This is a genomic window from Bradyrhizobium sp. MI1.4, assembly GCF_055811315.1.
Window position 1 is genome coordinate 15,576 of record NZ_JBVVPP010000062.1, and the last position, 26,007, is coordinate 41,582.

Annotated in this window: 19 protein-coding genes and 1 tRNA gene; 4 read left to right on the forward strand and 16 right to left on the reverse strand. The window is 61.2% G+C overall.

Annotation, left to right across the window (positions count from 1 at the left end; genetic code table 11):
* The 4 genes from AC0L23_RS35285 to AC0L23_RS35300 form a co-directional block, all read right to left on the reverse strand.
* Nucleotides 1-2,889 carry a DUF1156 domain-containing protein gene (locus AC0L23_RS35285; RefSeq protein WP_473358079.1) on the reverse strand — a complete coding sequence of 963 codons (2,889 nt, stop codon included), beginning with the start codon at nt 2,887-2,889 and terminating at the stop codon, nt 1-3.
* A 56-nt stretch (nt 2,890-2,945) separates the two neighbouring features.
* On the reverse strand, nt 2,946-3,767 hold the full coding sequence (locus AC0L23_RS35290; protein WP_473358080.1) for an ASCH domain-containing protein: 822 nt from the start codon (nt 3,765-3,767) through the stop codon (nt 2,946-2,948).
* Nucleotides 3,764-7,276: a protein NO VEIN domain-containing protein gene (locus tag AC0L23_RS35295; RefSeq protein WP_473358081.1), complete on the reverse strand. Its 3,513-nt coding sequence runs from the start codon at nt 7,274-7,276 to the stop codon at nt 3,764-3,766. Before AC0L23_RS35295 ends, AC0L23_RS35290 begins: the two co-directional genes overlap by 4 nt.
* A 721-nt stretch (nt 7,277-7,997) precedes the next feature.
* A tRNA-Trp gene (locus AC0L23_RS35300) sits at nt 7,998-8,073 on the reverse strand.
* 162 nt (nt 8,074-8,235) lie between these two features.
* Between AC0L23_RS35300 and AC0L23_RS35305 the strand changes: the two genes are divergently transcribed.
* Nucleotides 8,236-9,486 carry a serine hydrolase domain-containing protein gene (locus AC0L23_RS35305; protein ID WP_377787413.1) on the forward strand — a complete coding sequence of 417 codons (1,251 nt, stop codon included), beginning with the start codon at nt 8,236-8,238 and terminating at the stop codon, nt 9,484-9,486.
* A 110-nt stretch (nt 9,487-9,596) separates the two neighbouring features.
* Here AC0L23_RS35305 and AC0L23_RS35310 read toward each other — a convergent pair whose 3' ends face one another.
* The 3 genes from AC0L23_RS35310 to AC0L23_RS35320 all read right to left on the reverse strand — a co-directional run bounded on the left by AC0L23_RS35310 (nt 9,597) and on the right by AC0L23_RS35320 (nt 12,647).
* Nucleotides 9,597-10,970: an IS30 family transposase gene (locus AC0L23_RS35310; protein ID WP_377787416.1), complete on the reverse strand. Its 1,374-nt coding sequence runs from the start codon at nt 10,968-10,970 to the stop codon at nt 9,597-9,599.
* Nucleotides 10,971-11,113: 143 nt separating this feature from the next.
* Nucleotides 11,114-11,881, reverse strand: coding sequence for an SDR family NAD(P)-dependent oxidoreductase (locus AC0L23_RS35315; RefSeq protein ID WP_377787419.1), 768 nt, complete (start codon nt 11,879-11,881; stop codon nt 11,114-11,116).
* 67 nt (nt 11,882-11,948) lie between these two features.
* Nucleotides 11,949-12,647, reverse strand: coding sequence for a histidine phosphatase family protein (locus AC0L23_RS35320; RefSeq protein ID WP_018456439.1), 699 nt, complete (start codon nt 12,645-12,647; stop codon nt 11,949-11,951).
* Nucleotides 12,648-12,781: 134 nt separating this feature from the next.
* Here AC0L23_RS35320 and AC0L23_RS35325 point away from each other — a divergent pair, with 134 nt between their 5' ends.
* Nucleotides 12,782-13,567, forward strand: a complete 786-nt coding sequence (locus tag AC0L23_RS35325) for an SDR family NAD(P)-dependent oxidoreductase (RefSeq protein WP_018456438.1) — start codon at nt 12,782-12,784, stop codon at nt 13,565-13,567.
* A gap of 973 nt (nt 13,568-14,540) precedes the next feature.
* Nucleotides 14,541-15,713, forward strand: coding sequence for an acetylornithine deacetylase (gene argE / locus AC0L23_RS35330; RefSeq protein ID WP_377787428.1), 1,173 nt, complete (start codon nt 14,541-14,543; stop codon nt 15,711-15,713).
* Between the two features lie 201 nt (nt 15,714-15,914).
* On the opposite strand, the gene AC0L23_RS35335 is transcribed toward argE, so the two are convergent.
* From AC0L23_RS35335 to AC0L23_RS35345, 3 genes are all read right to left on the reverse strand, one after another.
* Nucleotides 15,915-16,541 carry a LysE family translocator gene (locus AC0L23_RS35335; protein ID WP_377787431.1) on the reverse strand — a complete coding sequence of 209 codons (627 nt, stop codon included), beginning with the start codon at nt 16,539-16,541 and terminating at the stop codon, nt 15,915-15,917.
* Nucleotides 16,542-16,628: 87 nt separating this feature from the next.
* The gene (locus AC0L23_RS35340) at nt 16,629-17,687 is read right to left on the reverse strand and encodes a phosphotransferase family protein (protein ID WP_377787434.1); all 1,059 of its coding nucleotides are present in this window, start codon (nt 17,685-17,687) and stop codon (nt 16,629-16,631) included.
* 132 nt (nt 17,688-17,819) lie between these two features.
* Nucleotides 17,820-19,055 carry an acyl-CoA dehydrogenase family protein gene (locus tag AC0L23_RS35345; protein WP_018460217.1) on the reverse strand — a complete coding sequence of 412 codons (1,236 nt, stop codon included), beginning with the start codon at nt 19,053-19,055 and terminating at the stop codon, nt 17,820-17,822.
* Between the two features lie 222 nt (nt 19,056-19,277).
* On the opposite strand from AC0L23_RS35345, the gene AC0L23_RS35350 reads away from it, so the two are divergent.
* A complete protein-coding gene (locus AC0L23_RS35350) occupies nt 19,278-19,940 on the forward strand; it encodes a TetR/AcrR family transcriptional regulator (RefSeq protein WP_473358082.1) in 663 nt (220 codons plus the stop codon).
* Between the two features lie 2 nt (nt 19,941-19,942).
* Here the strand turns inward: AC0L23_RS35350 and AC0L23_RS35355 are convergent, their stop codons facing one another.
* The 6 genes from AC0L23_RS35355 to AC0L23_RS35380 all read right to left on the reverse strand — a co-directional run bounded on the left by AC0L23_RS35355 (nt 19,943) and on the right by AC0L23_RS35380 (nt 25,923).
* On the reverse strand, nt 19,943-20,335 hold the full coding sequence (locus AC0L23_RS35355; protein WP_473358084.1) for a RidA family protein: 393 nt from the start codon (nt 20,333-20,335) through the stop codon (nt 19,943-19,945).
* A gap of 108 nt (nt 20,336-20,443) precedes the next feature.
* Nucleotides 20,444-20,659: a hypothetical protein gene (locus AC0L23_RS35360; RefSeq protein ID WP_007602925.1), complete on the reverse strand. Its 216-nt coding sequence runs from the start codon at nt 20,657-20,659 to the stop codon at nt 20,444-20,446.
* A 189-nt stretch (nt 20,660-20,848) separates the two neighbouring features.
* Nucleotides 20,849-22,078, reverse strand: a complete 1,230-nt coding sequence (locus AC0L23_RS35365; RefSeq protein ID WP_085351265.1) for a CaiB/BaiF CoA transferase family protein — start codon at nt 22,076-22,078, stop codon at nt 20,849-20,851.
* 169 nt (nt 22,079-22,247) lie between these two features.
* Nucleotides 22,248-23,453, reverse strand: coding sequence for an MFS transporter (locus tag AC0L23_RS35370; RefSeq protein WP_377787441.1), 1,206 nt, complete (start codon nt 23,451-23,453; stop codon nt 22,248-22,250).
* Nucleotides 23,454-23,567: 114 nt separating this feature from the next.
* Complete coding sequence (locus tag AC0L23_RS35375; RefSeq protein WP_473358083.1) at nt 23,568-24,416, reverse strand: 3-oxoadipate:acetyl-CoA acetyltransferase; 849 nt, start codon at nt 24,414-24,416, stop codon at nt 23,568-23,570.
* Between the two features lie 118 nt (nt 24,417-24,534).
* On the reverse strand, nt 24,535-25,923 hold the full coding sequence (locus AC0L23_RS35380) for an MFS transporter (RefSeq protein ID WP_377787447.1): 1,389 nt from the start codon (nt 25,921-25,923) through the stop codon (nt 24,535-24,537).
* Nucleotides 25,924-26,007 lie beyond the last annotated feature (84 nt).

The following is a 26,007-nucleotide window of genomic DNA, read 5'->3' on the forward strand; positions in this document are numbered from 1 at the left end:
CTAAAAGAGTTCCGCTTGCGATGTCGCGACTTGATCTCTGGCCTCAACTGTCGAAGGCAGATCCTCAAGTCGCGGCCATTCTTGCGCAAGCTCGTTATAGATCAGCGCCTCTGCGGACCAGCCCTTCTGCGTGGCTATTTCAAATAGGCGATAAGCTAGTGCTCGGGCTTCCGCTGCCTTTGCCCCCATTTCGGCGACAAGACGACCAGCCGCCGCAGCACCCCCATCTTCGGCATTGAGCACACGAGCAGTGTGTTGAACGCATTTCCAAACGTTGAGCGACTTGTCTGCTCTAGGTGTCCACCCCTTCGAAAGGTCATCGCGAGACGCCAATGCGGCCTTACCTTTAAGATCTTTGAAGACGCCGGATTCGAAGAGGGCGTTTGATGCAATGTTCTTGGCATTGGCCAGGGTGATCAACTCACCTGAAGCGCGTGCATCGAAGCCATAAGTTGCGAACCAAGCAAGCGCGACCTGAGTTTCCGGATCGAAGTTACTTTCAAGTTCATTCTCGATTTCCTCCCAGACCCGGTTGATGAGCGAGAGCGCTATCTTGACCGGCATGGCGCTATCGTCGTCTTCCAGCACCTTAGCGTAACGAGAAAATATACCCATTCCGGGACCAATGACCGACTGCTGCATATCCACTGGGCCAACACCCGCCTTGCGAATATCGTCGATGGCATCTGGCAGCTCGCGCCGTAATGCTCTGACAAATTCCCCGCGGGTGACTACGTCGGCCCTCGAGTCGCGCTCACGACAGACAAGAACGATCGAAGAAGCCAACGCATTAGCACCTTGAGCTATAGAACGACTTGGGTTCTCTGTCCGAATGGGCCATGTTCCGTCGATTCCGAAACCTGCATCCACAATCGCCTGAAGAAATCCCGCCCAACCCGCCGAAGTAACACCTATCTGACTCTGTTCTTGCTGCTTGAATGCGTAATAAATTGCCATTGGATAGGCACTCTTGGCTGTTCTCATTTGCAATAGAGTGCTGCGCATCCCCTCCATGAAAAAAGATTCAGCTTCGTTGGCTCCGCCATGCCTGTATGGAGTTGCCACCAACTCAGAATCTTTGGGGGTGCTAAGACGACGAAATAGATCCGGGTAGAGGCCGCCGATCGTGGGCTTTAGCCAGCAATAGAAGAAGTCGGATAAGTCGGCATACCCTACGTTGTCGTAATAGGGTGGGTCCGTCGATATTAGGGCCCCAGTTTGGTAGACTATTTTCCGTGCGTCTTGATTGGATATCTCAGCTTTGGCGCTCTGTCTAAGTTCAATGATGCAGTCGGCGACCGCCTTTGTGCATGTAGCTATGGACGCGCTCGACTTACCGAACGGATTGCCTTCAGCGAAATCCCAGCTCATTGCCAAAGCTTGCTGGGGCATGGTCTTTCCCATCGCATTGTCTTTTGCGAGCCATCCGCAGAGAGACGATCCATAAAACGCCATTCGGTCGATTACCATCGCAAGATAGGTTGCCACCGCATCAGCGTAAGCGACCGTGCCGCAACCACCCTTTTCGAGCGAAGTGCTGTCTCCCGACGATCCAGAATCACCTGCATCCAGAATTACTTGCTTTCGCGCCTCCTGCACGAGGTCAGATAGGGTTGTTAATCCTAGGAGCTGTCGCGGTGTAAAGATCGAGGCGAATGTGGACATGCCATAGTTTGGGGTCTTAAAATCGCGGGGATTATCCGGCAACTGACCTTCCGGCTCCCATTGTGGCCTTGCCTGCAACGCCAATTTCTCCTGTTCGGTAGACGGCGACAGGTACACTCGACCGCTGGGCCCATCTGCGACAATTGCCATGAGCCGAACTCCTAAACCGGCTGTTTGGCCTTCATTGCGAACGTACGTGAAGGGCATCGATGCACCCGAGAGGAGACAGATCCCGCCGGTGCTTCGTCCTATTGTACCGACGCGAAGCCGCGCCTCATCCGCCTTCGAAATTGCCCCCGCCTTAACCTCAAACTTGTATCCATCAAGTGATTTGGAATCGATTGTCGGTTCGACCCAAACCTTTCTTCCATCCTTGTTAGAGAGAATAAAAGAAGAGACGAGTGGAACCATCGCACCCTTTGCCGAGGGATCAGGTGATCGGACCGTGCGGGCCCACAGCCAGGCCACGACTGTACCTTTTTGACCGTTAGGCAACGCTACTTCGGGATACAATGAACCGATGCGTCGGTGAGCCTCATCGCAGAGCCATTGGCCATAGTATCGGACATCTTCAGCGAGGCCTTCAGCGCCACGACTATTCCACTCCCCCCCTTGCTTCAGTTTCATTTGCGATACGGGATTCACTGGGGCGTTTCCATGGAAGCGCGGCGGTATCTCGACAAGAGATTTTCCGATCAGAACCGCGATAGGATTCAGATCAGACCCGTACGTACGCAACCCAAGCCGTTGAGCTTCAAGGGGGATCGACCCGCCGCCAGAAAAGGGATCGAAAACAGGGGGACCTTTAGCTAACAGATATTCCGAGATAGCTCTCGCGCTGCCCTTCGTCGGCGGCTCTTCGTTCAGGCCCCACGCGATTGAACGTGCGATCTCCCATCGTGCTTCGGTAAGGATCGCCTCATCGTTCGAGGCTTCCCAAAGCACCAAGCGCTCCATGAGCTTGTGCAACCGTTTGCGCTCGTCGTCCTGTTCTTTCTCGGTTTTGAATCGATCAGGCCATCCAGACGGATCATCGACCAGTTGGGCAAATAGAACGGCCCTACACGCTGCCACTGGACGTTGAGCCCAATACTTGTGTATGGCAGTTGGGTAGCCCTTAGGCGCCTTTTGCTTGCGGCGAGAGGATTCGGCATTGATCGCTTCAAGCGGAATCGAGACTTCGATCAATTTCTTGCGGGGAAACGGTGGAGCGATGTCAGCCATTAGTTTCTTTCGATATTTCGTAGCAGAAGGCACCGGTTCTGATGAGACGAATCACATCACCTTCTCCGACACCAGCGGCAGCGAAAAATTCGCCGACCGCGCTGCGCTCGCAGGTTTCGCTTTGTGCGATCGATATCAGTTTCAATTGTCTGACCGGGCCTGAAAGTAACGCAGAGGGTCCGCGCGGCTGATTCGAACTTGTTGTTGCCACCGATGGCTTCCTGAGGAAAGAAATCGAGTGGCATATAGATGTGATTATTGCGGATATTTCCGCCAGTGACGGTCACCCTTCTGACCTCGTCAGACAAGTCACTTCTCCAAGTGTCGCCTCTCTTGAAAACGCGACGAGGGAAAGTTTCATTCGATGAGATCGTGTTCGACCCTATTGAGCCGGAGCGCGAAGAGGAAAGCTGCACGCTTTCCCGTGTGGCTTTTACCAGGCCAGGTTCTGATTTTTGTTGAATCTGAGCCGTTATCTTGGTGGCCACATCCTCATCAAGGCTAACCCAAATTACCGCTCCGGAAGGATACTTGTAAGGAACTGGAGAGGCCAGGCGACGTCCCCTGGTCACTATCCATGGGGTCCGCCAACCATCGGAAAACGCCTGCGGCTGCACGCTTGGGGGAACGCGGTGCATTGCCTCGGTTTCAGCGCATCCCTCAAGCGATTCGATAGTTGGAAGCGTATCGGCGATCTCGGCTGTTCCTACAACCGTGCCGCTTCCCTTGCTGATTAGGGCGACTGGACCTCGATAGCGGCAGGCAGCCTTCCGCATTTCCCAAGTCTTCTCGCCGGCAAGAATGAGGCTGACATACGGCTCCCGAATTACGAGCGCTTTCATATCTTGCGTTGCATCCTCTCTGATAAGAAGCTTCATGCCGGCGGCGTGCCCGACGCCATCAACGTTGCAATGTCGAAAACAACCGCCGTTTCTGCAAAGCCTAGTTCTCTGCCAAAAAAACGCCTGACATAGACCGGCTCTCTCGCAAAGCCTCCATCGACCTGAACAATCGCCAGGATGAAAGCCTCAACTGCGTTCAACGATGCGAGAATTTCATTCTTCGTCAGGATCACGTCCCGTCCGTCGGACTGCCTTCCCTTCACTTCAATGAAACGTAGATGACCTGCCTTCAAGTCGCGGCTCTCGATATCCCAGCCCTTCTTTTCGGCGGACACGTCGCGCGGGTCGTGGCCAAGAGCACGCTCCGCCGCAAACACAGCTTCCATGGCGAGCCGTTCGATTTCGGCACGGGCCACCGGATCTTCGGAAAAGCCAGCCGGCGTCTCGGCTGGCGCACTTGCGAGCTTCGCCTTCAGTAAACCACCAGGAATTACAAGAGCTGCCCCTTTCAACACCGGCGGCAACGCAGAAATCTGTCGTTCGCGATTCAGTTCTGTTTGGCGACGGTGCAGCCGCTCCACTAGTCGCGCCGCCGTCGCCTCGGCGTTCTGCGCATTTATACGCTGCTCCTTTCCCGCACGCTCCTCCTCCCGCAATCGTGCGGAACGGGCATCCCAATAATTGATTTCTCGATTTAGGCGAGCACGAACCTCACGCTCGACCTTGTCGATCTCGACGATGCGACGCGAACGGATCTCATTTAGATGCTCTGGTACCAGCACCCGCACCGCATAGCCTAGCGCCTTTGCCTCAACATTTCCCGACAACCAAGCGGCAGAAATAGAATCTGCGACCAACAATCGTTCTTCTGGTGTGATCGGCCGACAGTCAAGATAGGGTGCGGGCCCTCCATCTGTTGCGGCCCCGTCTTCCTTCAGGAGGAGAAATTGAAGCCGTTGTGAGATCGTTCGTGGTTCACCCGATCGGCCAGTTCGTGCATCACGAACGGCGTGCTCAAGATACACAAGCAAGCGCGGGGATTGCGCTTCGTCAGCCTCGTCAACCAGCACAGCGCCTTGGGACAGCAGAGGTTGGAAACGTTCGAGAACCACGTCAACCAGCGATTCCAGAAGCGGGTGACCGGGCGTAACTAGTTCGGCTTGCGGTTTGCCAACAATGAGCGCTTTCTCAAACGTGATCCGCGCGTATCGATCAAGCACCGGATCCGATCGGCCGATCAGCCTGTCGCGCTCCTTCAGGATAGATGGCACCCGAAGGATTTCGAAACGGCCTTTCTCGCGCTCTGCAATTCGCCCGCCGAGCAATGTGAAGGCTTCGCGAAAGAAAGCACCAATGAAGTGCGGCTGAAGACGGCGTGCCTGGGCACGTTCCATCTGCTCCCGGACTTCGGCGACGGAACTGGCGCTCATGCCCTCCGAGGTGAGCTTGCGTTCGGTGACAAGCTTTTGGATCGCATCAACGTCGACCGCGCCGTCGACCTTGCGGAGCAGCTCGGCCTTCTTCTCGGGCCGGTCACCGTAGCGGATTGCGTCAACGAGGAGATCACGCAGGGCGTGGCCCTCAAACAACTCGCCAAGCACGTCGTAAACTTTGCCGCCAAGGGCGGTACGAGCTTCCTCTAGCTTTTCGAGCAGTCGCCGATAGACTTCGCCCTCGCGGGTATTGGCTGCACATAGATTCCAGAGATGGCAGACTTCCGTCTGACCGATGCGATGAATCCGGCCAAATCGTTGTTCAAGCCGGTTTGGGTTCCAAGGCAGATCGTAGTTGATCATGAGGTGAGCGCCGCGTTGAAGGTTCACACCTTCGCCAGCGGCATCATTTGCAATCATGACGCGAACCACAGGATCGGAGTTGAATGCTGCAATGGCAGCACGACGTGCTTCGCGAGCAACGCCACCGTGGATCACAACGACCGCGGCCGGATCTCCGACCCTAGCGACGATCTTCTGTTGCAAATATTCCAGGGTGTCCTTTGGCTCGGTAAAGATCAGAACCTTTCGCCGAAGGCCCGTAGACTGATCCAGCATCATCGGTTCATCGAGGATCGATTCCAGTTCACGCCACTTGGCGTCCTGGCCGGAAAGCTTGAGGCGCAAGGCGCGACCCTCTAGGTCCTTCAAGGTGAGAATTTCGGCTTCCAGCTCTGCAAGGGTCGCTGCTGCGGTTGCCTGATCCGCAATCTGATCTTCCGCCTCTTCAACCTCGACGCCTGGAATTTCGTCTACATCATCGGGATCGTAAGTTGGCAATTCAGGAGTGCGTCGCAGGGAGGCGGAACTCGACTGCCTCATCAACGTCTCTTCACGCGATCTCTCCTCCAGACGCTTACGTCGCCGCTCAAGCGAACGATGAATGGCTGCGGGAGATGATGCCAATCGCCGCTGCAAGATCTGCAACGCGAAGCCTACGCTAGACCTGCGCTTATCGTCACCGGTTCGATCTGCACGGTTCATCTCTTCGCGCACGTACGTCGTGACCGCCTGGTAGAGATCGGCCTCCACCGGCGACAATGCATAGCTGGCGGTATAGGCCCTGCGTTCCGGAAACAGCGGTGTGCCGTCGAACCTGTATAGCTCTTCTTTGGTGAGCCGCCGCATCATGTCGGACACGTCGGCCTTGTGAACGCCTTCGCGAAATCGCCCCTCGAAGCGGTCTACGTCGAGCAAGCCCATGAACAGCTGGAAGTCGGCTTCCTTGCCGTTATGGGGCGTGGCCGACATGAGAAGGAAGTTGCGGGTCCGCGTGCCCAGCAGCTTCCCCAGTTTGTAGCGCTGGGTTTCCTTCACTTCGCCACCGAAATAGGAAGCAGCCATGCGATGAGCTTCATCGCAGATAATGAGATCCCAATCCGGTGCTGCAGCCAGCTTGGCCTTCAGCTCGTCAGACCGAGCGGCCATATCCAGCCTCATGATCAACCGGTTCTTTTCCACAAACGGATTGCCGGTGATCGAGGCTTCGATCTGGTCCCTCGTCAGCAGATCGAAGCCCAGGCCGAATTTCTCGGCCATTTCTTCCTGCCATTGTTCGACGAGGCTCCCCGGCGCGACTATCAAGCACCGATCAAGATCCCCACGGATCATCAACTCCTTAATAAGCAGGCCGGCCATGATCGTCTTTCCGGCCCCCGGATCGTCGGCGAGCAAAAACCGAAGGGGTTGCCGCGGTAGCATTTCGCCGTAAACGGCCGTGATCTGGTGAGGGAGAGCTTCAATTTGCGAGGCGCTGACCGCCAAGTAGGGATCGAAGAGATGCGCCAATCGGATTCGGTAGGCCTCTGAGGCGAGGCGCAGCAGGCTCCCATCCGCATCAAAGGCGTACGCTCGGCCTTTCTTGGCTAGTTCAAGGGTTGCCTCTTCGCCGCGATACAAAAGTCGTTCGCCGACGCGACCCGCAGCCCGAAAAGTTATGTTCTTGGCGTCTGGACCAAAATCCGAGACCTGGACGATCTCCGCGGGGCCGGCAGCATCCAATCCCAAGATGATGCTGCCGGGCTTTATGAGGTCGAAATCAGAAGGGTTCATCCCTCAGGCAATACCCTACAGGTAGGCGAGGTCAATAACCGAAGGTTGCAATATACGCGCGTTCGCTGACCATATAAGCTTTTGAGCCCCACGGCTGCGCTCCCTATTGCAGGTGGCTGCCCTCTCGGTCGCTCAGCCACCGACGCCTACGAACAAGAACCTTGGCCGGTGATGAAGGGATGATTTAACATCGAACCGTCGGCCTTAAACGACCCGCAGCCATTTGACCCGCTCAAGAGGACCGCTCGCGGCAAAAGCGTTCCTCATTGCAGCGAGCGCTTCCGCTTGATGGTGAGTGTCTCGAATCAGGAGAGCAATCATTCGCTCGAACTATTGAGTACGGATGAGACTCATGGTTTTGGAACAAATATCGAGACAACGATCCTTGATCGGACCGAAAGGCTCCAGGCTTGCAGCCAAGTCCCGGCGTCGCAAACTAAGCGGAACTCTATGTCGGAGAAGTCGCCCGATTTCAGCCGGCCGACGGTACCGTAGTGCTGTCCTATAGCTGTTTGGGTCCCCTTCCCGTGACTGGCAGCAAGCGCTTAAAAGTCGTCAGAATGGCAGCTTGAAACACGCCCGGGCCTGGGGAACATCCATCGCGGATGGAATGCGCAAAACTGTCAGCCACGGCCCGATCAATGTTTACCCCGCCGTATACCCTACTGATTTTAGCGATAGAGGCGATATTGGTAGAACTGCCTTAAATCCTTGATTTCGCTGGCAGGAGTGGCAGGGCTCGAACCTGCGACCCCCGGTTTTGGAGACCGGTGCTCTACCAATTGAGCTACACTCCTACGGACCCTGCGTTGCCGCCCGGATCAGGCCGCTTTGAAGCACAGGGGGCGGCCGGATTGCAAGACCGGATTGCAAGGGTGAAGCGCGCTGGCTTCGCTTGTTTGTGCCGCGCCTTCTGGGCCACAGTCCGCTCCGAACAATAATAAGCACCGGGAGTGCCCATGACTGCCCAAGCGTCTACTGCCCAAGCGTCCGCGACAGCCGCCCCTTGGCCCTCGATCGCACCGAAGACTCCGCCTCTGCCGGAATCCCGCCCCGAGACGCTCGGGCTGTCGCGCCCTCGCCTCCAGGCCATGTCGGACGCCTTCAAGCGCGAGATCGACAAGGGAACCATTCCGGGCGTCACCGTGCTGGCGGCACGGCACGGCCAGGTCGGCTGGTTCGAGGCGCTCGGCAGGCAGAGCCCGACGGGCGCGGCGCCGATGGCGCAAGATTCGATCTTTCGCATCTTCTCGATGACCAAGCCGATCGTGTCGGTCGGCATCATGACGCTGGTCGAAGATGGGCACCTGATTCTTGCCGACCCCATCGCGAAATTCATCCCGGAGTTCGCCGACCAGAAGGTCGGCGTGGTCAGCGGCGGCAAGCTGGAACTGGTTCCGCCGAAGCGCCCTATGACGGTGCAGGACCTGCTCCGCCACACCTCCGGCCTGACCTACGAGCACCAGGGCGACGGCCCCGTGCACAAGATCTATCAGGACTCGCGGGTGCGTAGCCGCAAGATCACCAATGCCGAGCACGCCGCCCTGGTGGCGAGCTTCCCGCTGGTCTGCCATCCCGGCGACGAGTTCAACTACAGTCGCTCGACCGACATCCTCGGGCGCATTATCGAGGTCGTCAGCGGCAAGTCGCTCGGCACGTACCTCACCGAGCGCATTCTCGCGCCGTTGCAGATGGCCGAGACCGGTTTCTCGACAGCGGAGGCCAATGCCAACAGGCTCGCCGAACCGTTCGCGGCCGATCCCTGGACCGGCGACAAGGTCGCGCTGTTCAACATGCTCGAGCAGCCAATCATGGAGTCCGGCGGCGGCGGCCTCGTCTCCACCACCATGGACTATGCTCGCTTCGCGCTGATGCTGCGCAATGGCGGCACGCTCGACGGCAACAGGATCATCGGCCGCAAGACGCTGGAGCTGATGGCCTCCGATCATCTCGGCCCGAATGTGCAGACCAATGGCACGCTGCTGTCGCCTGGCCATGGTTTCGGCCTCGGCTTCGCGGTGCGGCGCGAAGCCGGCATCGCGCCCTTCCCCGGCAGCGTTGGCCAGTTTTTCTGGAGCGGCATTGCGGGGACGTTCTTCTGGATCGATCCGAAGGAGGATCTGTTCGTCGTATTCATGAGCCAGGGCCCGGGACAGCGCGATTTTACGCGGACGCTGGTGCGGGATCTGGTGTACGCGGCGGTGGATTGAAGCGGCGCCGCTATGCGCGGCGCTGCATCACATTTTCGCTGTCATGCCCCGGCTTGACGGGGGCATCCAGGGGGGATTCAAACGGTCGTCGCAACACCAGTTACTTTCACTCATAACAGAAGATCGTCAAGCGCCTCTGCCGGCGTTTTCCAGCCTAGTGTCTTCCGCGGTCGGGCATTGAGGGCCGCTGCCACAGCGGATATCTCCTCGGCGCTGTGGATGCTCAGGTCCGTGCCTTTCGGGAAGTACTGCCGCAGCAGCCCGTTGGTGTTCTCGTTAGTGCCGCGCTGCCATGGGCTTTGCGGGTCGCAGAAGTAGACCTGGATACCCGCATCGATCTTGAGACGATCGTGCTTAGCCATTTCGGCTCCCTGATCCCAGGTTAGCGAACGGCGCAGCTCTTCGGGCAAAGTGATGATGGTGCGCGTGATCGCGTCGCGCACGGCTTCGGCCCCATGTCCCGCAAGGGCTGGCCCGTTCTTCGCGCGCGGAGCTTCGCCATGCCCCGCCAACCGTGGAAGGTGCAAGAGCATCGTAAAGCGCGTCGTGCGCTCGACCAGCGTGCCGATGGCCGAGCTGCCAAGACCGAGGATAAGGTCCCCCTCCCAATGTCCCGGCACTGCTCGATCGGCAGCTTCAGCAGGGCGCTCACTGATCATGATCTCCGGCGAGACAAAGCCCTTGCCTCGCCTGCGTACGCGCGCTCTGGGCATCCGTAACACACGCCCTGTTCGCAAGCAGGCCGTCAGCTCGCGGCGTAGCGCGCCACGGCCCTGAACGAAGAGGGCTTGATAGATAGCTTCGTGGCTGATGCGCATCGTCTTGTCGTCCGGGAAGTCGATCGGCAAGCGTCGGGCAATCTGCTCAGGGCTCCAGGCTTTGGCCCATCGCCGATCCTTGCGCTGGCCATGCCGCCGCCCCTTCCACGGAACGGCGGGACCAGGAACGGGAGCGCCGGTCGGGGCTACGACGCCGCCAGCAAGTCTTTCCTCCACATAAGTGCGCAAGGTTGCATTGAGCGCAAGCTTGGTCGGCTTAGGCCGGCGGGCGGATCGATCCGCATGCCATTGGGCAGTTATTGCCCGATACCCCAACCCGCCGCCGCGAGTGGCCGCGTTGCGCCGCAGTTCACGGGAGACTGTGGAAGCAGCCCGCCCCAGGCGACGTCCAATCTCCTGTATGGAATCGCCCTGCACCTTGAGAAGTGCGATCTCCTCGCGCTCATTCAACGAGAGATACCGCCCGGAGAGAGCCTTTGCCGAAGATCTGAACATCGCTGGTGGCATGCCGCCCGCCTTTCGGAATAATCTGCTTCCGACAGGTTGTGACAATCCGGCTTCGAGTGCAGCATCTTCGCTGCTTAACCCAGCGGCAATCGCCCGCCAAAATTTATTCTGTTCATCGCGCCCGGCAATAGAGGGCCGTCCCGGCGACCGCAATGGGGCTCGTCCTGACCGCGCCGATCTGCGCCTTACAACGTTCATCGCAACCTCCAAACTCCTGGTGTTGCGACGGCGTTTGAACCGGCCCAGTACTCCGGGGCGGATGTGGTGAGAGCGAGCTCTCCAACGAAGGCCGCGGAGTACTGGATCGCCCGCCTTCGCGGGCGATGACACCTATTGGGGCCTCAACTGATCGTCGCGCCGCCGTCGATCACCATGGTCTGGCCTGTCATGAAGTCGCCGGCCTTCGAGCCCAGGAACACCGCGGCGCCCGCGATCTCGTCGGGGATCCCGATGCGCAGCAGCGGCGAACGCGCAGTCGAGGCTTTCAAATGCTCCGGATTGTCCCACAACGCTTTCGCGAAATCGGTCTTGATCAGGCCAGGCGCGATGCAGTTCACGCGGATGTTGTGCGGGCCGTATTCGCAGGCCAAATTGCGCGCGAGCTGCATGTCAGCGGCCTTCGAGATCGCGTAGGCACCGAGGATGGTCGAGCCTTTCAGGCCGCCAATCGAGGAGACGATGATGATCGAGCCATCCTTGCGCTCGATCATCTGCGGCACCACCATCGAGATCAGCCAGTTGTTGGCCACGATGTTGTTGTCCAGGATCTTTCTGAACTGATCGTCGGAGATGCCGGCGAGCGGACCGTAATACGGGTTCGACGCGGCGTTGCAGACCAGCACGTCGATCTTGCCGAAGGCGCGGTTGCTCTCGTCGATGAGGTTCTGCAGATTTTCCTTCGACGAGATGTTGGCGGCGATCGCCACCGCCGTGCCCTTGCCGAACTTGTCGTTCATGCTCTTGGCGACCTGGTCGCAAACGTCGGCCTTGCGCGAGGAGATCACCACCTTGGCGCCGTGCTCGGCCATGCGCTCGGCGATCGCAAGCCCGATGCCGCGCGTCGAACCGGTGATGACGGCGACTTTCCCCTTCATGTCGAACAAGGTCATGTTTCTCTCCCAGAGTACGTTTTGATTGCTTGAAGCTTACGCCGCGTCCGCGCCACCGGGCAATTGCTCAGGCGAGCTTCTTGACTTCCGGTCCCGCGGGTTGATGCATTGCCGCATGCGCATCGTCCGCGATCCACGGCTGCTGGTTCACCATCGGCAGCCGCCAGACATTGCGCTCGGGGCTTGCGAAATAGTCGAGCCGCGTCACCGAGCAATTGTCGATATCGAACGCGAGCCCTCGCTCCGGCTGATTGTCGAGCGCCAGCCCCAGCGCCGCCTTGATGGTGCCGCCATGTGCGACCGCGATCACGTCCTGCCCGGCGGCCTCATTGTTGATCCGCTCGATGGTGCGGCGGGTGCGGTTGTAGAGGTCCATGAAGCTTTCGCCGCCGGGTGCAGGCTCGTTGATGTCGGCAAACCAGCTCGAGCCGACGGGACGGCTGGCGATGAACTCGGCGCGGTTCATGCCCTGCCAGCGACCGAGATTCTGTTCGGCGAGGTCCGCCTCCCATTTCATCGATGCAGGCCTCGGGAATCCGGCCGCCCAGATCGCTTCGGCGGTCTGATGGGTGCGCATCAGATTGCTCGAATACCAGACCGCCTTGCGTGGCAGCACCTTGGCAACAGCATTGAAGACGTAGGTATCGCTGGTGTCGCAGGCGAGATCGGACTGACCGTAGATGTTGCCACCGTCATTGCGCACGGGCGCGTGACGGACCCACCACCAGCGTGTCGTGACCACTTTGGGCTTGTCTGCACCTGCCATCGAAACCCTTCCATCCCGTCTGATGTCGCTGTACGTCAGTAGCGAACGTGTCTCAAGACACTTTACCGTTTGAAATCTTGTTTGAAATTCCGTCGCGCGGCAAGCGTCGCGCGCGAACCAAAGGGAGAAACCGCATGGGCCGTCTGCAAGGCAAATCCGTCATCATCACCGGTGCCGGCAGCGGCATCGGCCGCGCGGCCGCGCTGCTGTTCACCAGGGAAGGCGCCAAGCTGATCGCGGTCGATCGCAGCGAGGCGGTGAAGGAGACGGTCGACGAGGTGAAGAAGGCCGGCGGTGTCGCGGAAGCCATGATGGCGGATGCGGGCTCCGAAAAGGACGTCATGGCCGTGATCGACAAGGCGGTGAAGACGCACGGCCGGCTCGACGTGATCTGGGCCAATGCCGGCGTCTCCGGCGGACTCGTTCCGCTCGGCGAGCAGACCGTCGAGCAATGGCAGGAAGTCTTGCGCATCAACCTGATCGGGCCGTTTCTCGCGGTGAAGCATGCGATGCCGCACATGGTGAAGCAGCAGTCCGGCGCGATCGTGCTCACCGCGTCCGTCGCGGGCCTCAAGGCCGGCGCCAGCGGACATCCCTATGCCGCGAGCAAGGCCGGCGTCATCTCCCTGGTGCAGACCACCGCCTATTCGCTCACCGGTACCGGTGTGCGCATCAACGCGGTGTGCCCGGGCCTGATCGAGACCGGCATGACCAAGCCGATCTTCGACCGCGCCAAGGAGCGCGGCACCGCCGACAAGATCGGCCAGCTCAATCCGCTCAAGCGCCCCGGCCAGCCGCACGAGCTCGCCGCGATGGGACTGTTCTTGGCCAGCGACGAGGCGTCGTACGTCAATGGCCAGGCCTTCCCGGTGGACGGCGGACTGACGGCGTCGATGCCGTATACGGGGAAGCCGGTTTAGTTCACGCACTCTCGCGTCCCGGACGCGCTGCAGCTTTCTCACGCTGCTGCGCTGCGTCCGGGGCACGAGACAGAAGTTTTGGCGCGCAACTGCTTCAGCATCGTCATTGCGAGCACAGCGAAGCAATCCAGAGTCTTTCCGCGGCGTCAGCCTGGATTGCTTCGCTGTGCTCGCAATGACGGAGTCTGTGGGTGGCAGGGTCGCGCTTCCATTCGCATTCCCGTTCGCAGACACACCTTCGCCCTCTCGCGGCTTGTTCGCCCGAGCTTTGCTTGGTCGCTCACCCTCGAATGAAAGAGGGCGCAGGGAAGACCGGGCGCCGGCTGGCACCCGCGGTCCACTGTGCGAAGTTGCAGTAAAAAATCTGCACAGCGGCATACAGGTGAAGCCAAAACGTCCGGCCTTCCCTGCGCAGCGGTTTTACGGCTTATGCCGTGCTCTCCCCGGGGAGCGATGCACTATTGCCCCCGTCGCCTCAAGGATGGCTGATGCGCGAACCCGGTCGGGCCGCCACATCACCACAAGACTTGACGCACAGACTCCGGGCGTCAGGACGACACGGTTTTGCCGTACGCTGTCAGCACCGGTCGTGTGCGCGACGCCTTCGCTCACGGTTGCCCGCCCTGCGAAACCGATCGCGCCGATGTGACTAACGTCCACCGCCGTCCGGCCCGCGTTCGTGACGATCGCGATACGCCCCTCTTCCTTGGTCCGGGTTGCGGCGACACATACGTGATTTCCGAATTTCGGTAAAGTGGAATATTCGGCAATTGGGGTGTTTTGCCCGAGAGGCAACACAAGGTCTTGTAGCCCGGATGAGCGAAGCGACATCCGGGATTCCTACCACGAGCTGTCCCGGGTATCGCTTCGCTCACCCGGGCTACCGGTCTGTGTTGATTTGCTCTACCAGAGGCGACGTTGGTATGGTTCGTGCAAGCACTTCGGCTTCCATCCCCCTGACAAGAACGTGACAATGCCAAGCTCAAGACCCGACCGTATTCGCAGGCTGCTCGCCGACCTCGTCGGCTTCGACACGATCAGCGATCGCTCCAACCTGCCCCTGATCGCGCATATCGAGAGCTATCTCGCCGGGTTCGGCGTCAGCTTTGAGCGCATCGTCGACGAGACCGGACAGAAAGCCTCGCTATGGGTCACCATTGGACCCGAGGACCGCCCCGGCCTGGTGCTGTCGGGACATACCGACGTGGTGCCCGTGGTGGGCCAGGACTGGAGCCACGATCCCTTCAAGCTGATCGAACGCGACGGCAGGCTCTACGGCCGCGGCACCACCGACATGAAGGGATTTGTCGCCGTGTGCCTCGCCATGGTGCCGGAGATGCTGGAGGCGAAGCTTGCAACGCCGATCCATCTCGCGATCTCCTATGACGAGGAGATCGGCTGCGTCGGCGTGCGGCCGATGCTGCGCGAGGTCGCGAAGAAACGGATCAAGCCGCTCGGCGCCTTCATCGGCGAGCCGACCGAGATGAAGGTCATCATCGGCCACAAGGGCAAGCACGGCGTGCGCGCCACGTTCCAGGGCCTCGCCCGCCACTCCTCGATCGCGCCCGAGGGCGTCAACGCGATCGAATACGCCGCCGAGCTGATCGTCGAAATCCGCCGCCGCGCGTTGCAACTCGCAAGCACGAAAGCAACGAACAGCCCCTACGATGTCCCTCACTCGACGCTGCTCACCAGCATCGTGCATGGCGGCGCCGCGCTCAACATCGTGCCCGATACCTGCACGGTGGATTTCGAATGCCGCGGCATCGGCATAACCGAATCCAGGGAGGTGACGGATGCGATCGTCGCCTGGGCCAAGACCGAGATCGAGCCGGCGATGAAGGCGCGACACCCGGAGTGCGGCATCGACTTCGAAGAGATCCTCGATTATCCCGCCCTCGACACCGCCGCCGACGCCACCATCGTCACGCTGGCCAAGAGCCTCGCGGGGCGCAACGACCACGCCAAGGTCGCCTTCGGTACCGAGGCGAGCCTGTTTGCCAGCATGGCCGATATCCCGTCAGTGGTGATCGGGCCCGGGTCGATCGCGCAGGCGCATACGCCGGACGAGTTCGTGGAGATGGCGGAGCTGGAGAAATGCGCAGGCTTCGTGGAGAAGCTGATCGCGCATTGCGTGAAGGGGTAAGGTGTTTCCGCGTCATTGCGAGGAGCTCTTGCGACGAAGCAATCCAGACTGCCACCGTGCGAAGATTCTGGATTGCTTCGCTTCGCTCGCAATGACGAGCGTCTGGAGACACCCGTAGTCCGCATGAGCATAGTGGCGACATGCGGGGCCGCTGTCCCGGATATCGCTGCGCTCATCCGGGCTACGAATGAGCGGTGCGCCTCATCGCTCCTGCAAAGCCAGCCGCACGCCGACGGCGCAGTAGATCGTCCCGACCACCTTGCCCTGCCATTTCACGACGGCTGGATGGCGGCGTAGCAAATTGCCGAGACGGCCGGCGCCGACCGCGAACACCACCGTGCTAAGGAGGCCGAGCAACACGAACACAGCGCCGAGCAGCGCGAGCTGCAGCGTCGTCGAGCCATGCTCGGGCGGGACGAACTGCGGCAGGAACGCAAGGAAGAACAGCGCGGTCTTCGGATTGAGCACCTCGGTCAGCACGGCCTGCCGGAATGCCCGCGCTGCGCTGATCGCGGGCGCACCGCCATTCACCTCGATCGGCGTCTTGTCGAGCATGGCGCGAATGCCGAGATAGATCAGAAAGCCTGCGCCCGCGTATTTGACGACGCTGAACAGGAGCGCCGAAGTCGCGATGATCGCAGAGAGGCCGACGATTGCCATGGTGGTGTGGACCACGTCACCAGCCGCAATTCCCGCGCCCGTCGCGATGCCGACCCTAGTTCCCGAGCTCGCGGCGCGCGCCATGGTGAGGAGTGTCGCCGGTCCGGGAATGAAGACGAAGCCGAGGACGATGAGGATGTAGGTGATGAGGGTGGTGTGATCGATCATGCGGGCATCTCTCTCGTCATTCTGTCCCGTGTCCAGACACGAGAGGAACGCAAGCAAAGGCGCGGCCGTCAGCCGCCTTCGGATTCCTTAAACCGCGCCCGCCTTCTGCGCGTACTCCCAAGACGCCTTCGACAGCGGAACGGTGCGCTTGGCTGACTCCAGCGCCTTGGCATTCGCCGCGGTGCCGTCGCGGACCCGGCCGGCGATGCCTTGCGTGATGCCGGCGAGACGGAACAGGTTGTAGGCGAAATACCAGTTGAGGTCAGGCACCGTCATCTTGGTGACGTTGCAATAGATCTGCGCGGCCTCCTCCACGCTCGGGATGTTGAGCGCCTTGAGGTCGGCGCCGTCCAGACCGGGCATGATCCACTGCATCAGCAGATAGGTGAAGTCGGCCATGGGATCGCCGAGCGTCGACAATTCCCAATCGAGCACGGCCTGCACGCGTGGTTCCGTCGCGTGGAAAATCATGTTGTCGAGGCGATAGTCGCCGTGGACGATCGAGACGCGCGCCTGCTCCGGCACGGTCTTCGGCAACCATTCGGCGACCTTCTCGAACTCCGGAATGGTCTGGGTCTCGGACGCGCGGTACTGCTTGGTCCAGCGGTCGATCTGCCGGGCAAAGTAGTTGCCGGGTTTGCCGAAGTCGCCAAGACCGATCGCGACGGGATCGAACATGTGGAGTTTTGCCAGCGTCTCGATCTTGCTGGTGAAGATCTTTCGACGATCATCCCGCGTCTGGCTCGGCAGCGTCGGATCCCAGAACACCCGGCCGTCTTCCATCGACATGATGTAGAAGGCCGAACCGATGATGCTGTCATCCTGGCACAGCGCATAGGCCTTCGCGACCGGAAAGCCCTGCTTTCCCAGCGCCGCGATCACGCGATATTCGCGATCGACCGCGTGCGCCGACGGCAACAATTTGCCGAATGGTTTTCGGCGCATCACATAGGAGCGGTTCGGCGTGTCGAGCCGATAGGTCGGGTTGGACTGGCCGCCCTTGAACTGGAGCACGACCAGCGGTCCCTCATAACCCTCGACGTTCTCGCGCAGCCAGGCTTCGAGCCGCATCTCGTCGATGCGATGACGCTCCTCGACCGGTTTGGTGCCCGAGAACTCTTCGTCTTTCCTGACGCCGTCAGCCACGATGACGCTCCCTCTTCAGTCCGAACATGATCCTAATCGGTAACCCCCAGCGCACTTGCGTCAAGCGGTCATCCGATCACGGATCATGCCCTGTCGTTTCTTCAAATCGGGAGCGCCAGCGTGCTCTCCCGCTTAATGACTGGAAGAGTTTGCATACTTCCGAACCTCGAGCCTGGCAATGGCGCGATTGTGCACCTCGTCCGGGCCGTCGGCGAGACGGAGCGTGCGGATGTGGGCATAGTCCTTGGCAAGGCCGGCTTCGTCCGAGACGCCTGCACCGCCGAAGGCCTGGATCGCCTCGTCGATGATCTTCAGCGCCATATTGGGGGCTGCGACCTTGATCATGGCGATCTCGGCCTGCGCGGTCTTGTTGCCGACCTTGTCCATCATGTCGGCGGCCTTGAGGCACAACAGCCGCGTCATCTCGATGTTGGTGCGGGCCTCGCCGATGCGCTGCTCCCACACCGAATGCTCGACGATCCGCTTGCCGAAGGCAGTGCGCGAGGTAAGCCGCTTCACCATCTTCTCAAGCGCCTCCTCGGCCTTGCCGATAGTGCGCATGCAGTGATGGATACGGCCGGGACCGAGCCGGCCCTGCGCGATCTCGAAGCCGCGGCCCTCGCCGAGCAGGATGTTCTCCTTGGGCACGCGGACGTTCTCGAGCAGCACCTGAGCGTGGCCATGCGGCGCGTCGTCGAAGCCGAACACGGGCAGCATCTTCTCGACCTTGATGCCGGGAGTGTCGAGCGGAACCAGGATCTGCGACTGCTGCTGGTGCTTGGCCGCCTTAAAATCGGTCTTGCCCATCAGGATCGCGATCTTGCAGCGGGGATCGCCGACGCCGGACGACCACCATTTGCGGCCGTTGATGACGTAGTGGTCGCCGTCCTTCACGATGCTGGTCTCGATGTTGGTGGCATCGGACGAGGCCACGGCCGGCTCCGTCATGAGGAAGGCGGAGCGGATTTCGCCGTCCATCAGCGGACGCAGCCATTTGCGCTTCTGCTCCTTGGAGCCGTAGCGCATGAACACTTCCATGTTGCCGGTGTCGGGCGCGGAACAATTGAAGACTTCCGAAGCCCAGGAGATGTGGCCCATCTGCTCGGAGAGCAGCGCGTATTCGAGATTGGTCAGTCCCGCGCCGCGGAATTCGTCGTCCTCATGCTCGTTGGGCGGCATGAACATGTTCCAGAGGCCTTCGGCTTTCGCCTTCTTCTTGAGATCCTCGAGCACCGGGATCACCTTCCAGCGTTCGCCGCTGCGATCCTGCTCATCATAGACCGGCACCGCCGGGCGCACGTGCTTGGCCATGAAGGACTGCACGCGGTCGAGCCATTCCTTCTGCTTCGGCGACAGATCGAAATCCATGGGACGCTCCTCGTCTTTGCCAACTCGTTTGGCGAACTTGTTTTGCGCCGGACTGTCCACCCGCATTGTGCGACCCGCAAGTGCGAATGCGCGGCTTGCGGATGCTCCGGAACCCATTCGCGCGTTTGCGAACGAGTCCCGATTGCGGATTGACTTTCCCGGCCTTCAAACGATAGTTTCATACAACTGTTTGAATTGCAACTCCCTCCCCGAGGGGCTCCCATGGCCAGCGATCATACCCGGACTGCCATTCTCGCCGCCGCCGAACGGCTCTATGCCGATCGCGGGTTCGGCGACGTGACGTTGCGCGACATCGTCGCTGAGGCCAATGTCAACCTCGCGGCGGTGAACTATCATTTCGGCTCGAAGGACGAGTTGATCGCGGAGCTGTTCGTGACACGCTCGATCGCCACCAATCGCGAGCGTCTGCGCGAATTGAAGGCGGCGGAAGAACAAGGCGGCGGCCGCGCGGCGATCGAGGTAATCCTGCACGCCCTGGTCGGCCCGACGCTGCGCGGCTGCCTTGGTCCCGAGAACCAGCGCTCGAGCGCGGCGCGCTTCATGATCCGCGCCTCGATCGAATCCGTGCCGCCGATCCGCCGCATCAAGAACCGCGAGATCGACCATTTGCGGAAATTCGCCGGCGCGATGCGAAGGTCCCTGCCCGACCGCAGCGACGTCGATATCTACTGGGGCCTGAACTTCGCGCTCGCCATGGCGCACCACACCATCCGCGAGAGCGAGCGGTTGACGAAGCTCTCGGAAGGCAAATGCGACCTCGACGACGTCGAGGACGTGGTCGCGCGCGTCGTCAGCGTGGCGACGATGGCGCTGACGGCGGGACGGACGGAGGCGAAGGCGCCATCAAAGGTGGCGGCGCGCTAACCTCACATCATCGCGATGCAGTCGATCTCGACGTCGAAGGGGCCGAACCATTCCGGCGTGCAGACGAAGATCCGCGCCGGCGGATCGTGCGGGAAATAGCGCGCATAGACGGCGTTGAACGCGGCGAAGTGTTTTGTCGAGGTGCAGTAGACGTTGCACTTCATGACGTTGTCGAGGCTCGCGCCCGCCGTCTGAAGACACAGCTTCATCTGCTCCATGATCAGTTCGCTCTGCCGTTCGATCGGCACGTCCGCGATCTCGCCCGTCTCGGGGTCGAATGGCGGCAGGCCGGCGACGAAGATCATGTTGCCGGCGCGCGTGACCGGCGAGACCGGCGCCTGCCGGCGATCGAGGAAAGTCGAGACCGGTTCGACGCGGAGCGCTTCGCGTTTCATTTCGAGATTCATGGGCGGCCACCTTCGGTTCAAGCGAGATGACGGCTTGCTACGTCATGTTGCAGCCGCCATGCTTCGCTTCTGATCGAAGTTTGCCCGCCGAGCCGCCTAGGCGTGCTGCGGCATCTCCTCGGCCTCTTCCTTGGCGAGCAGCAGCAGCATCTCGATGCCCATGTCGCCTTCCTGCGGCGAGCGGATGAACTTTATTTCGTCGGCGCTTTGCCGCAACGCGGCAACGATCGCGACGGCCTGATTGGCCGTTGCCGCCTCGGTCGCCAGAATTGCCTTCTGGTTCTTGGCCTGAAACCCGATCGTGTAGGACATTCGTTCCCTCCCGGACTGAGTGGACCGATCGAATCTGAGTCGCGCGCGGAGCGGAAGCCTGTGTGAGTACGGACCGGAATTATCTGGGGATTGCCCGCAAGGTTCGCGCAAGGCCGCAGGAGCGTCATGCTGACGTCCCTTCTTATCCAGTGGCGATCAGGCCAAACCGCGCGCGCCGCTTCGCCGAAGCTAGATAATCCCCTGCTGCTTCAGCGTCTCGATCTTGCCGGCATCGTAGCCGAGCTTGCCGGCGAGCACCTCCTGGGTGTGCTCACCGAGCAGCGGCGGGGCGCGGTAGTCCTTGATCGGGGTTTCCGAGAGCGTCAGCGCGTTGCGGATCAGCGAGAGATCGGGCTGGAAGGGATGATCGACCTTCACCCGCATGCCGCGCGACTGGACGTGCGGATCGGAAAACACCTGCTCGAAATTGTTGATCGGGCCGGACGGCACGCCGGCCTCCTCCAATCTGTCCAGCCAATAGGCCACCGGCTGCTTCAGGAACAGGCCGGCGAAGATCGCCATGATCTCCTTGCCGTGCACGACGCGGTCGTTGTTCCTGACGAAACGCTTGTCGCTCGCGAGTTCGGGCGCGCCGAGCACGGCGCAGGTGCGCTGGAACTGGCCGTCATTGCCGACCACCAGCATCAATTCGCCGTCGGTGCAGCGGAACACGCCGGCCGGCATGCCGCCATTGCCCCAGGTGCCGCGGCGCGGCGGCGTCTTGCCGTTGACGAGGTAGATCTGCAGCCAGTGCGACAACGACGCGATGACGGTGTCGAACAGGCAGACGTCGATATGCTGCCCCACGCCATCATTGGCGTCGCGATGATAGAGCGCCGAGAGAATCCCGATCGAGGTGTTCATGCCGGTCATGTAGTCGACGATCGACGGGCCGACCTTCATCGGGCCCTCGCCGGGCTCGCCGTCGATGTGGCCGGTGACGCTCATCAGGCCGCCCATCGCCTGCAGGATGGCGTCGTAGCCGGCGCGCGGCGCATAGGGGCCGGTCTGGCCGAAGCCGGTCACCGAGCAATAGATAATGCCGGGATTGATCGCCTTGATGGTCTCGTAGTCGAGGCCGTAGCGCTTGAGATCGCCGACCTTGTAGTTCTCCATGAAGACGTCGACGTCCTTGGCAAGCTCGCGGATGATCGCCTGCCCTTCGGGCTTGGCGATGTTGACCGTGACCGACTTCTTGTTGCGGTTGGCGCAGAGGTAGAATGAATTGTTGTTGTTGGCCTTGCCCTCGGGGTCAGTCAGGTAAGGCGGGCCAAAGGCGCGCGCGTCGTCACCAGTGCCCGGCCGCTCGATCTTGATAACCTCGGCGCCCAAATCGCCCAGCATCTGGGCCGACAGAGGCCCGGCAAGCACGCGGGTGAGGTCAAGGATCTTGATGCCTGAGAGCGGCAGGGCCGACATGTCGAATTCCTCCGGGAACTGGATCTTGGCGCGGCGGCGAGATCGCGGGCCGCGCTTCCTGCGGATACACTATTTTGGCGATCCGAGCACTGCACTGTGGGCATACGGCTATCCCCCCGCCCGCCCAGCGCAGGTCACCGCGCGGTGAATTTCCGCAGCGCGAATATTCTCAGGTTGCAGCCGCTGCAGCCACCTGCGGCCGCCGGCGGCCGAGCAGGACCAGGATCAGCACCGTGGCGCAGGAGCAGACGAAGGTGAGACCGAGCGCGCCGCGGCTGCCGAACTGGGTGAGCAGGCCGACAAGGAGCGGGGGCGAGACCGCGGAGGCGAGATTGAGCGGCAGCGCGATCATCGACATCGCCCTGGCGAACTCGGTCTGATCGTAGAACACGAGCGGGATCGTCGCCCGCGCCACCGCCATCGCGCCGCTGCCGGCGCCATAGAGCAGGATGAAGGCCGCAACCGCCCAGGTCGCGCCCTCGCTCGTCATCAGCAGCAGCATGGCGATCGGCAGCGCCGTGCCGGCGACGAGCCCGGTCGTGATTCCATCCCACCGCCCTCCGCCGAGAAAATCGAGTCCGCGGGCGCTGACCTGGATCACGCCCAGCATCGAGCCAAACGCAAGCGCCTGCGCCGGGGGAAGCCCCTCCGCCCGGAGCAACTCGATCATGATGGCGCCGATGCCAAAATTGACGAAGGCATTCAGCGTGATCGCGGCAACGACGAGGCTGAAGGTGCTCCTGGGAATCGCAGGCGGCGGCGAAGATTTCACCGGCTCGCCGCCACGATCACCGACGATTTTCCGGCGCGGTGCAAAGAATGCATAGAGCGGAAGGTTGATGACGACCATCATCGCTGCATAGACGAGGCACGTCCCGCGCCAGCCGAGCTGACCGCTGAGGAACGACGTCGTCGGCCAGAAGATGCTGCTCGACAGGCCCGTCACCAGCATCAGCGCGCCGATGGCGTTCTTGGCCTGCCGCCCGGCGACCTCGTTCAGCATGATATAGGCGCCGGTCGAAAGCGTGGCGCTGCCGGCGATGCCGAGGACGATCCAGGCCGCGAAATACAGCATCGGCTCGCGCGCGAGGGACAGCAGAATGAAGCCCGGCACGGTGAGGACCGTGCCTGAGATCATGACCTTTCGTGCGCCGTGCCGCGCAAACGATTTGGCCAGCCAGGGCGCGCACAGCCCCATCGACACATAGAGGACGGACGTCCCGGCGAACACCGCTGGCAGGCTCATGCCGAGATCGGCCGCGAGATCGCGTCCGACGATGGCGGGAAGACCTATCGTACCCCACCCGACAAGCTGGGAGACCGCAAGCACCAGCAGGACCCCGATGAGCCTGCTGTCAGATTTCAAGAACCGCATTCCAATCGTCGCCTGCCCGGCAGGCGCCGATCACGCCTGTGACACCTGTCTTACCCCCGGACTTAGCGCAGGGAAACGCCGGCCGTCGAATGGCAGCAGGCGGCCGGGAGCATGTCAGGTGGCGGCAGGAGCGCCCTGCCCCGCGAGCCCGAGCAGGGATCGCGCCTCCGCCGCAGTCGCCACGCGCCGGCCGTGACGCGCGACAGCCTCACCGGCGATGGCCACGAGTTCGGCGTTGCTGGCCGCGAGGCGCGCCTTGTCGATCCTGATATTGTCCTCGAGCCCGGTGCGGACCGCATCGGCGCCCCGCACGAGCGCCCAGCCAATGACCTCGGCCTGGTGGCGTCCGATCCCCGCTGCCGTCCATGTCGCCTTCGGGATCAGCCGCCTGAGCTCTCCCAGCAAGATGTCGAGGACATGCTCGTCCGCGGGCATGGCGTTCTTGACGCCCATGACGAACTGCACGTGCGGACGCTGGTCGATCAGCCCCGCCTCGATCAGGCGGCGGGCGCCATGCAGATGCGACAAATCGAAGATCTCGATTTCCGGCCGGATGCCATTCGCCTTCATCCCGGTGGCGAGGGTCTCCACCAGCGCGGCGCTGTTCTCGTAGACGATGGTCGGAAAGTTCACCGATCCCGTGGACAGCGAGGCCATGTCCGGCTTCAGATAGAGCGACGATCCGCGCGCCGAGGGATCGCGGCCCCGCCCGCCGGTCGAGAACTGAACGATCATGTCCGGACAGTGCTTCTTGATGCCCGCCTGCACCAGAGCGAAACGCTCGGGATCGGAGGACGGCGTCTCGTCATCATTGCGGACATGGATATGGGCAAGCGTGGCGCCGGCCTCGAAGGCCTGGTGCGTCGAGTCGATCTGTTCGGACGGCGAGATCGGCACCGCGGGATTGTCCTTCTTGCGCGGAACGGAGCCGGTGATTGCGACGGCAATGACGACGGGGTTCATTCTGCAACCTCATGATGATCGCGCTCGCGCGCGGAATCGAGCAGGCAGTTAGGTAACGCCTCGAACCCTGCCGCTGCAACGTCCTCGATCGCAGCGGCATGGCTTCCTTGTGTAACCGTCAGATCGGAATTGCGGCCGCACCGCTCGCCGCCTCCGCACGCTGCCGCTCATAGTCGGCCCGCAGCATTGGAACGGCATTGGGATTGCCGAGATCGTCGATCCTGATCCGATAGGTTTCCCGCGCGGTCAGGGCCGCCAGCGCGGCGATCACCGTGATAGCGAAGGCAATCGCCCCCACCGTCAACGGGATGTTGGTCGAGCCGGGAGGCGCGACGGTCGCAAACAGGGCGGGCAGCAATGCGGTGATGGTGGTTCCGATGTTCTGCGATATCGCCATCGCCGAGACGCGGGTGCGGGTCGGAAACAGCTCCGGGTAAAAGCTCGGGAAGATCGCGTTGTAGCCCTGATAGACTACGCCCCACATCAAGAGCGACACCAATATTGCCAGCGGCACATTCCTGATGCTGATGGCATAGAGATAGCAAAAGGCGAGCAAGCCGGAGAGAAGCGCGCCGACGATGATCGGAGGCTTGCGGCCGACCTTGTCGGAGAGATTGCCGACGAAGGGAATGACGAACACCGCCAGCATGTTTCCGAGCACGGGGATCCAGAGATAGACGTCCTTGGCAAAACCGATCCCGTAGGCCGGCTGCACCGCATAGGCCGCGCCGAAGATCGTCGCGACGACAGGAATGACATTCATCAGCGCCATGCAGATGACCCTGAGCATGTCGCGCCAGCTCAGCTTGATGGCCTGGACGATGGGCGCGCGCGGCGTTTCTCCCCGTTCGCCCTCGCGGGCAAAAGCAGGGGTCTCGTCGACTTCGCGACGGATGATGTAGCCCGCGACGATGACGAAGAAGCTGAGCAGGAAGGGAATCCGCCAGCCCCAGCTGTTGAAGGCCTCGGTCGGCATATAGGCCGCCAACGGCAGGAAGATTGCTGCGGCGAGGATCTGTCCGGCCTGCACCCCCTGAAGGGCGAAGCTGGCATAGAAGCCCCGCCGACCGAACGGCGCGTGCTCCAGGATCATCGAGCTTGCGCCTGAGATTTCGCCGGCAACGGCAAATCCCTGCACGAGGCGCAGAATGACGAGCAGAATTGGCGCCAGGATGCCAACCTGCTGGTAGGTCGGCAGGATACCCACGGCCATCGTCGAGATGCCCATCAGGAACATGCAGATGATGAGAACCGTCTTGCGGCCATGGGTGTCGCCCCAGTGCCCGAGGACGAACGCGCCAATCGGCCGGGCCACATACCCGACGCCATAGGTCGCCAACGAGGCGACGATCGCGACGGTGGGATTCTCCGACGGGAAGAAGATTTGCGGGAAGATCAGCGACGCGGCGGTCGCGTAGATGAAGAAGTCATAATATTCGAGAGCCGACCCGATCCAGCCACTGGCAGCGGCTTTCCTGGACTGACTCATCTGATGGATCGCGGTCATCTCAAGATTCCTTGTATGGAGCTTTTTTTGTCAAGGAGTTCCCCAGGGCTGCAAACCTTTTGTCCTTCGTCAGTTTCTTTGTTC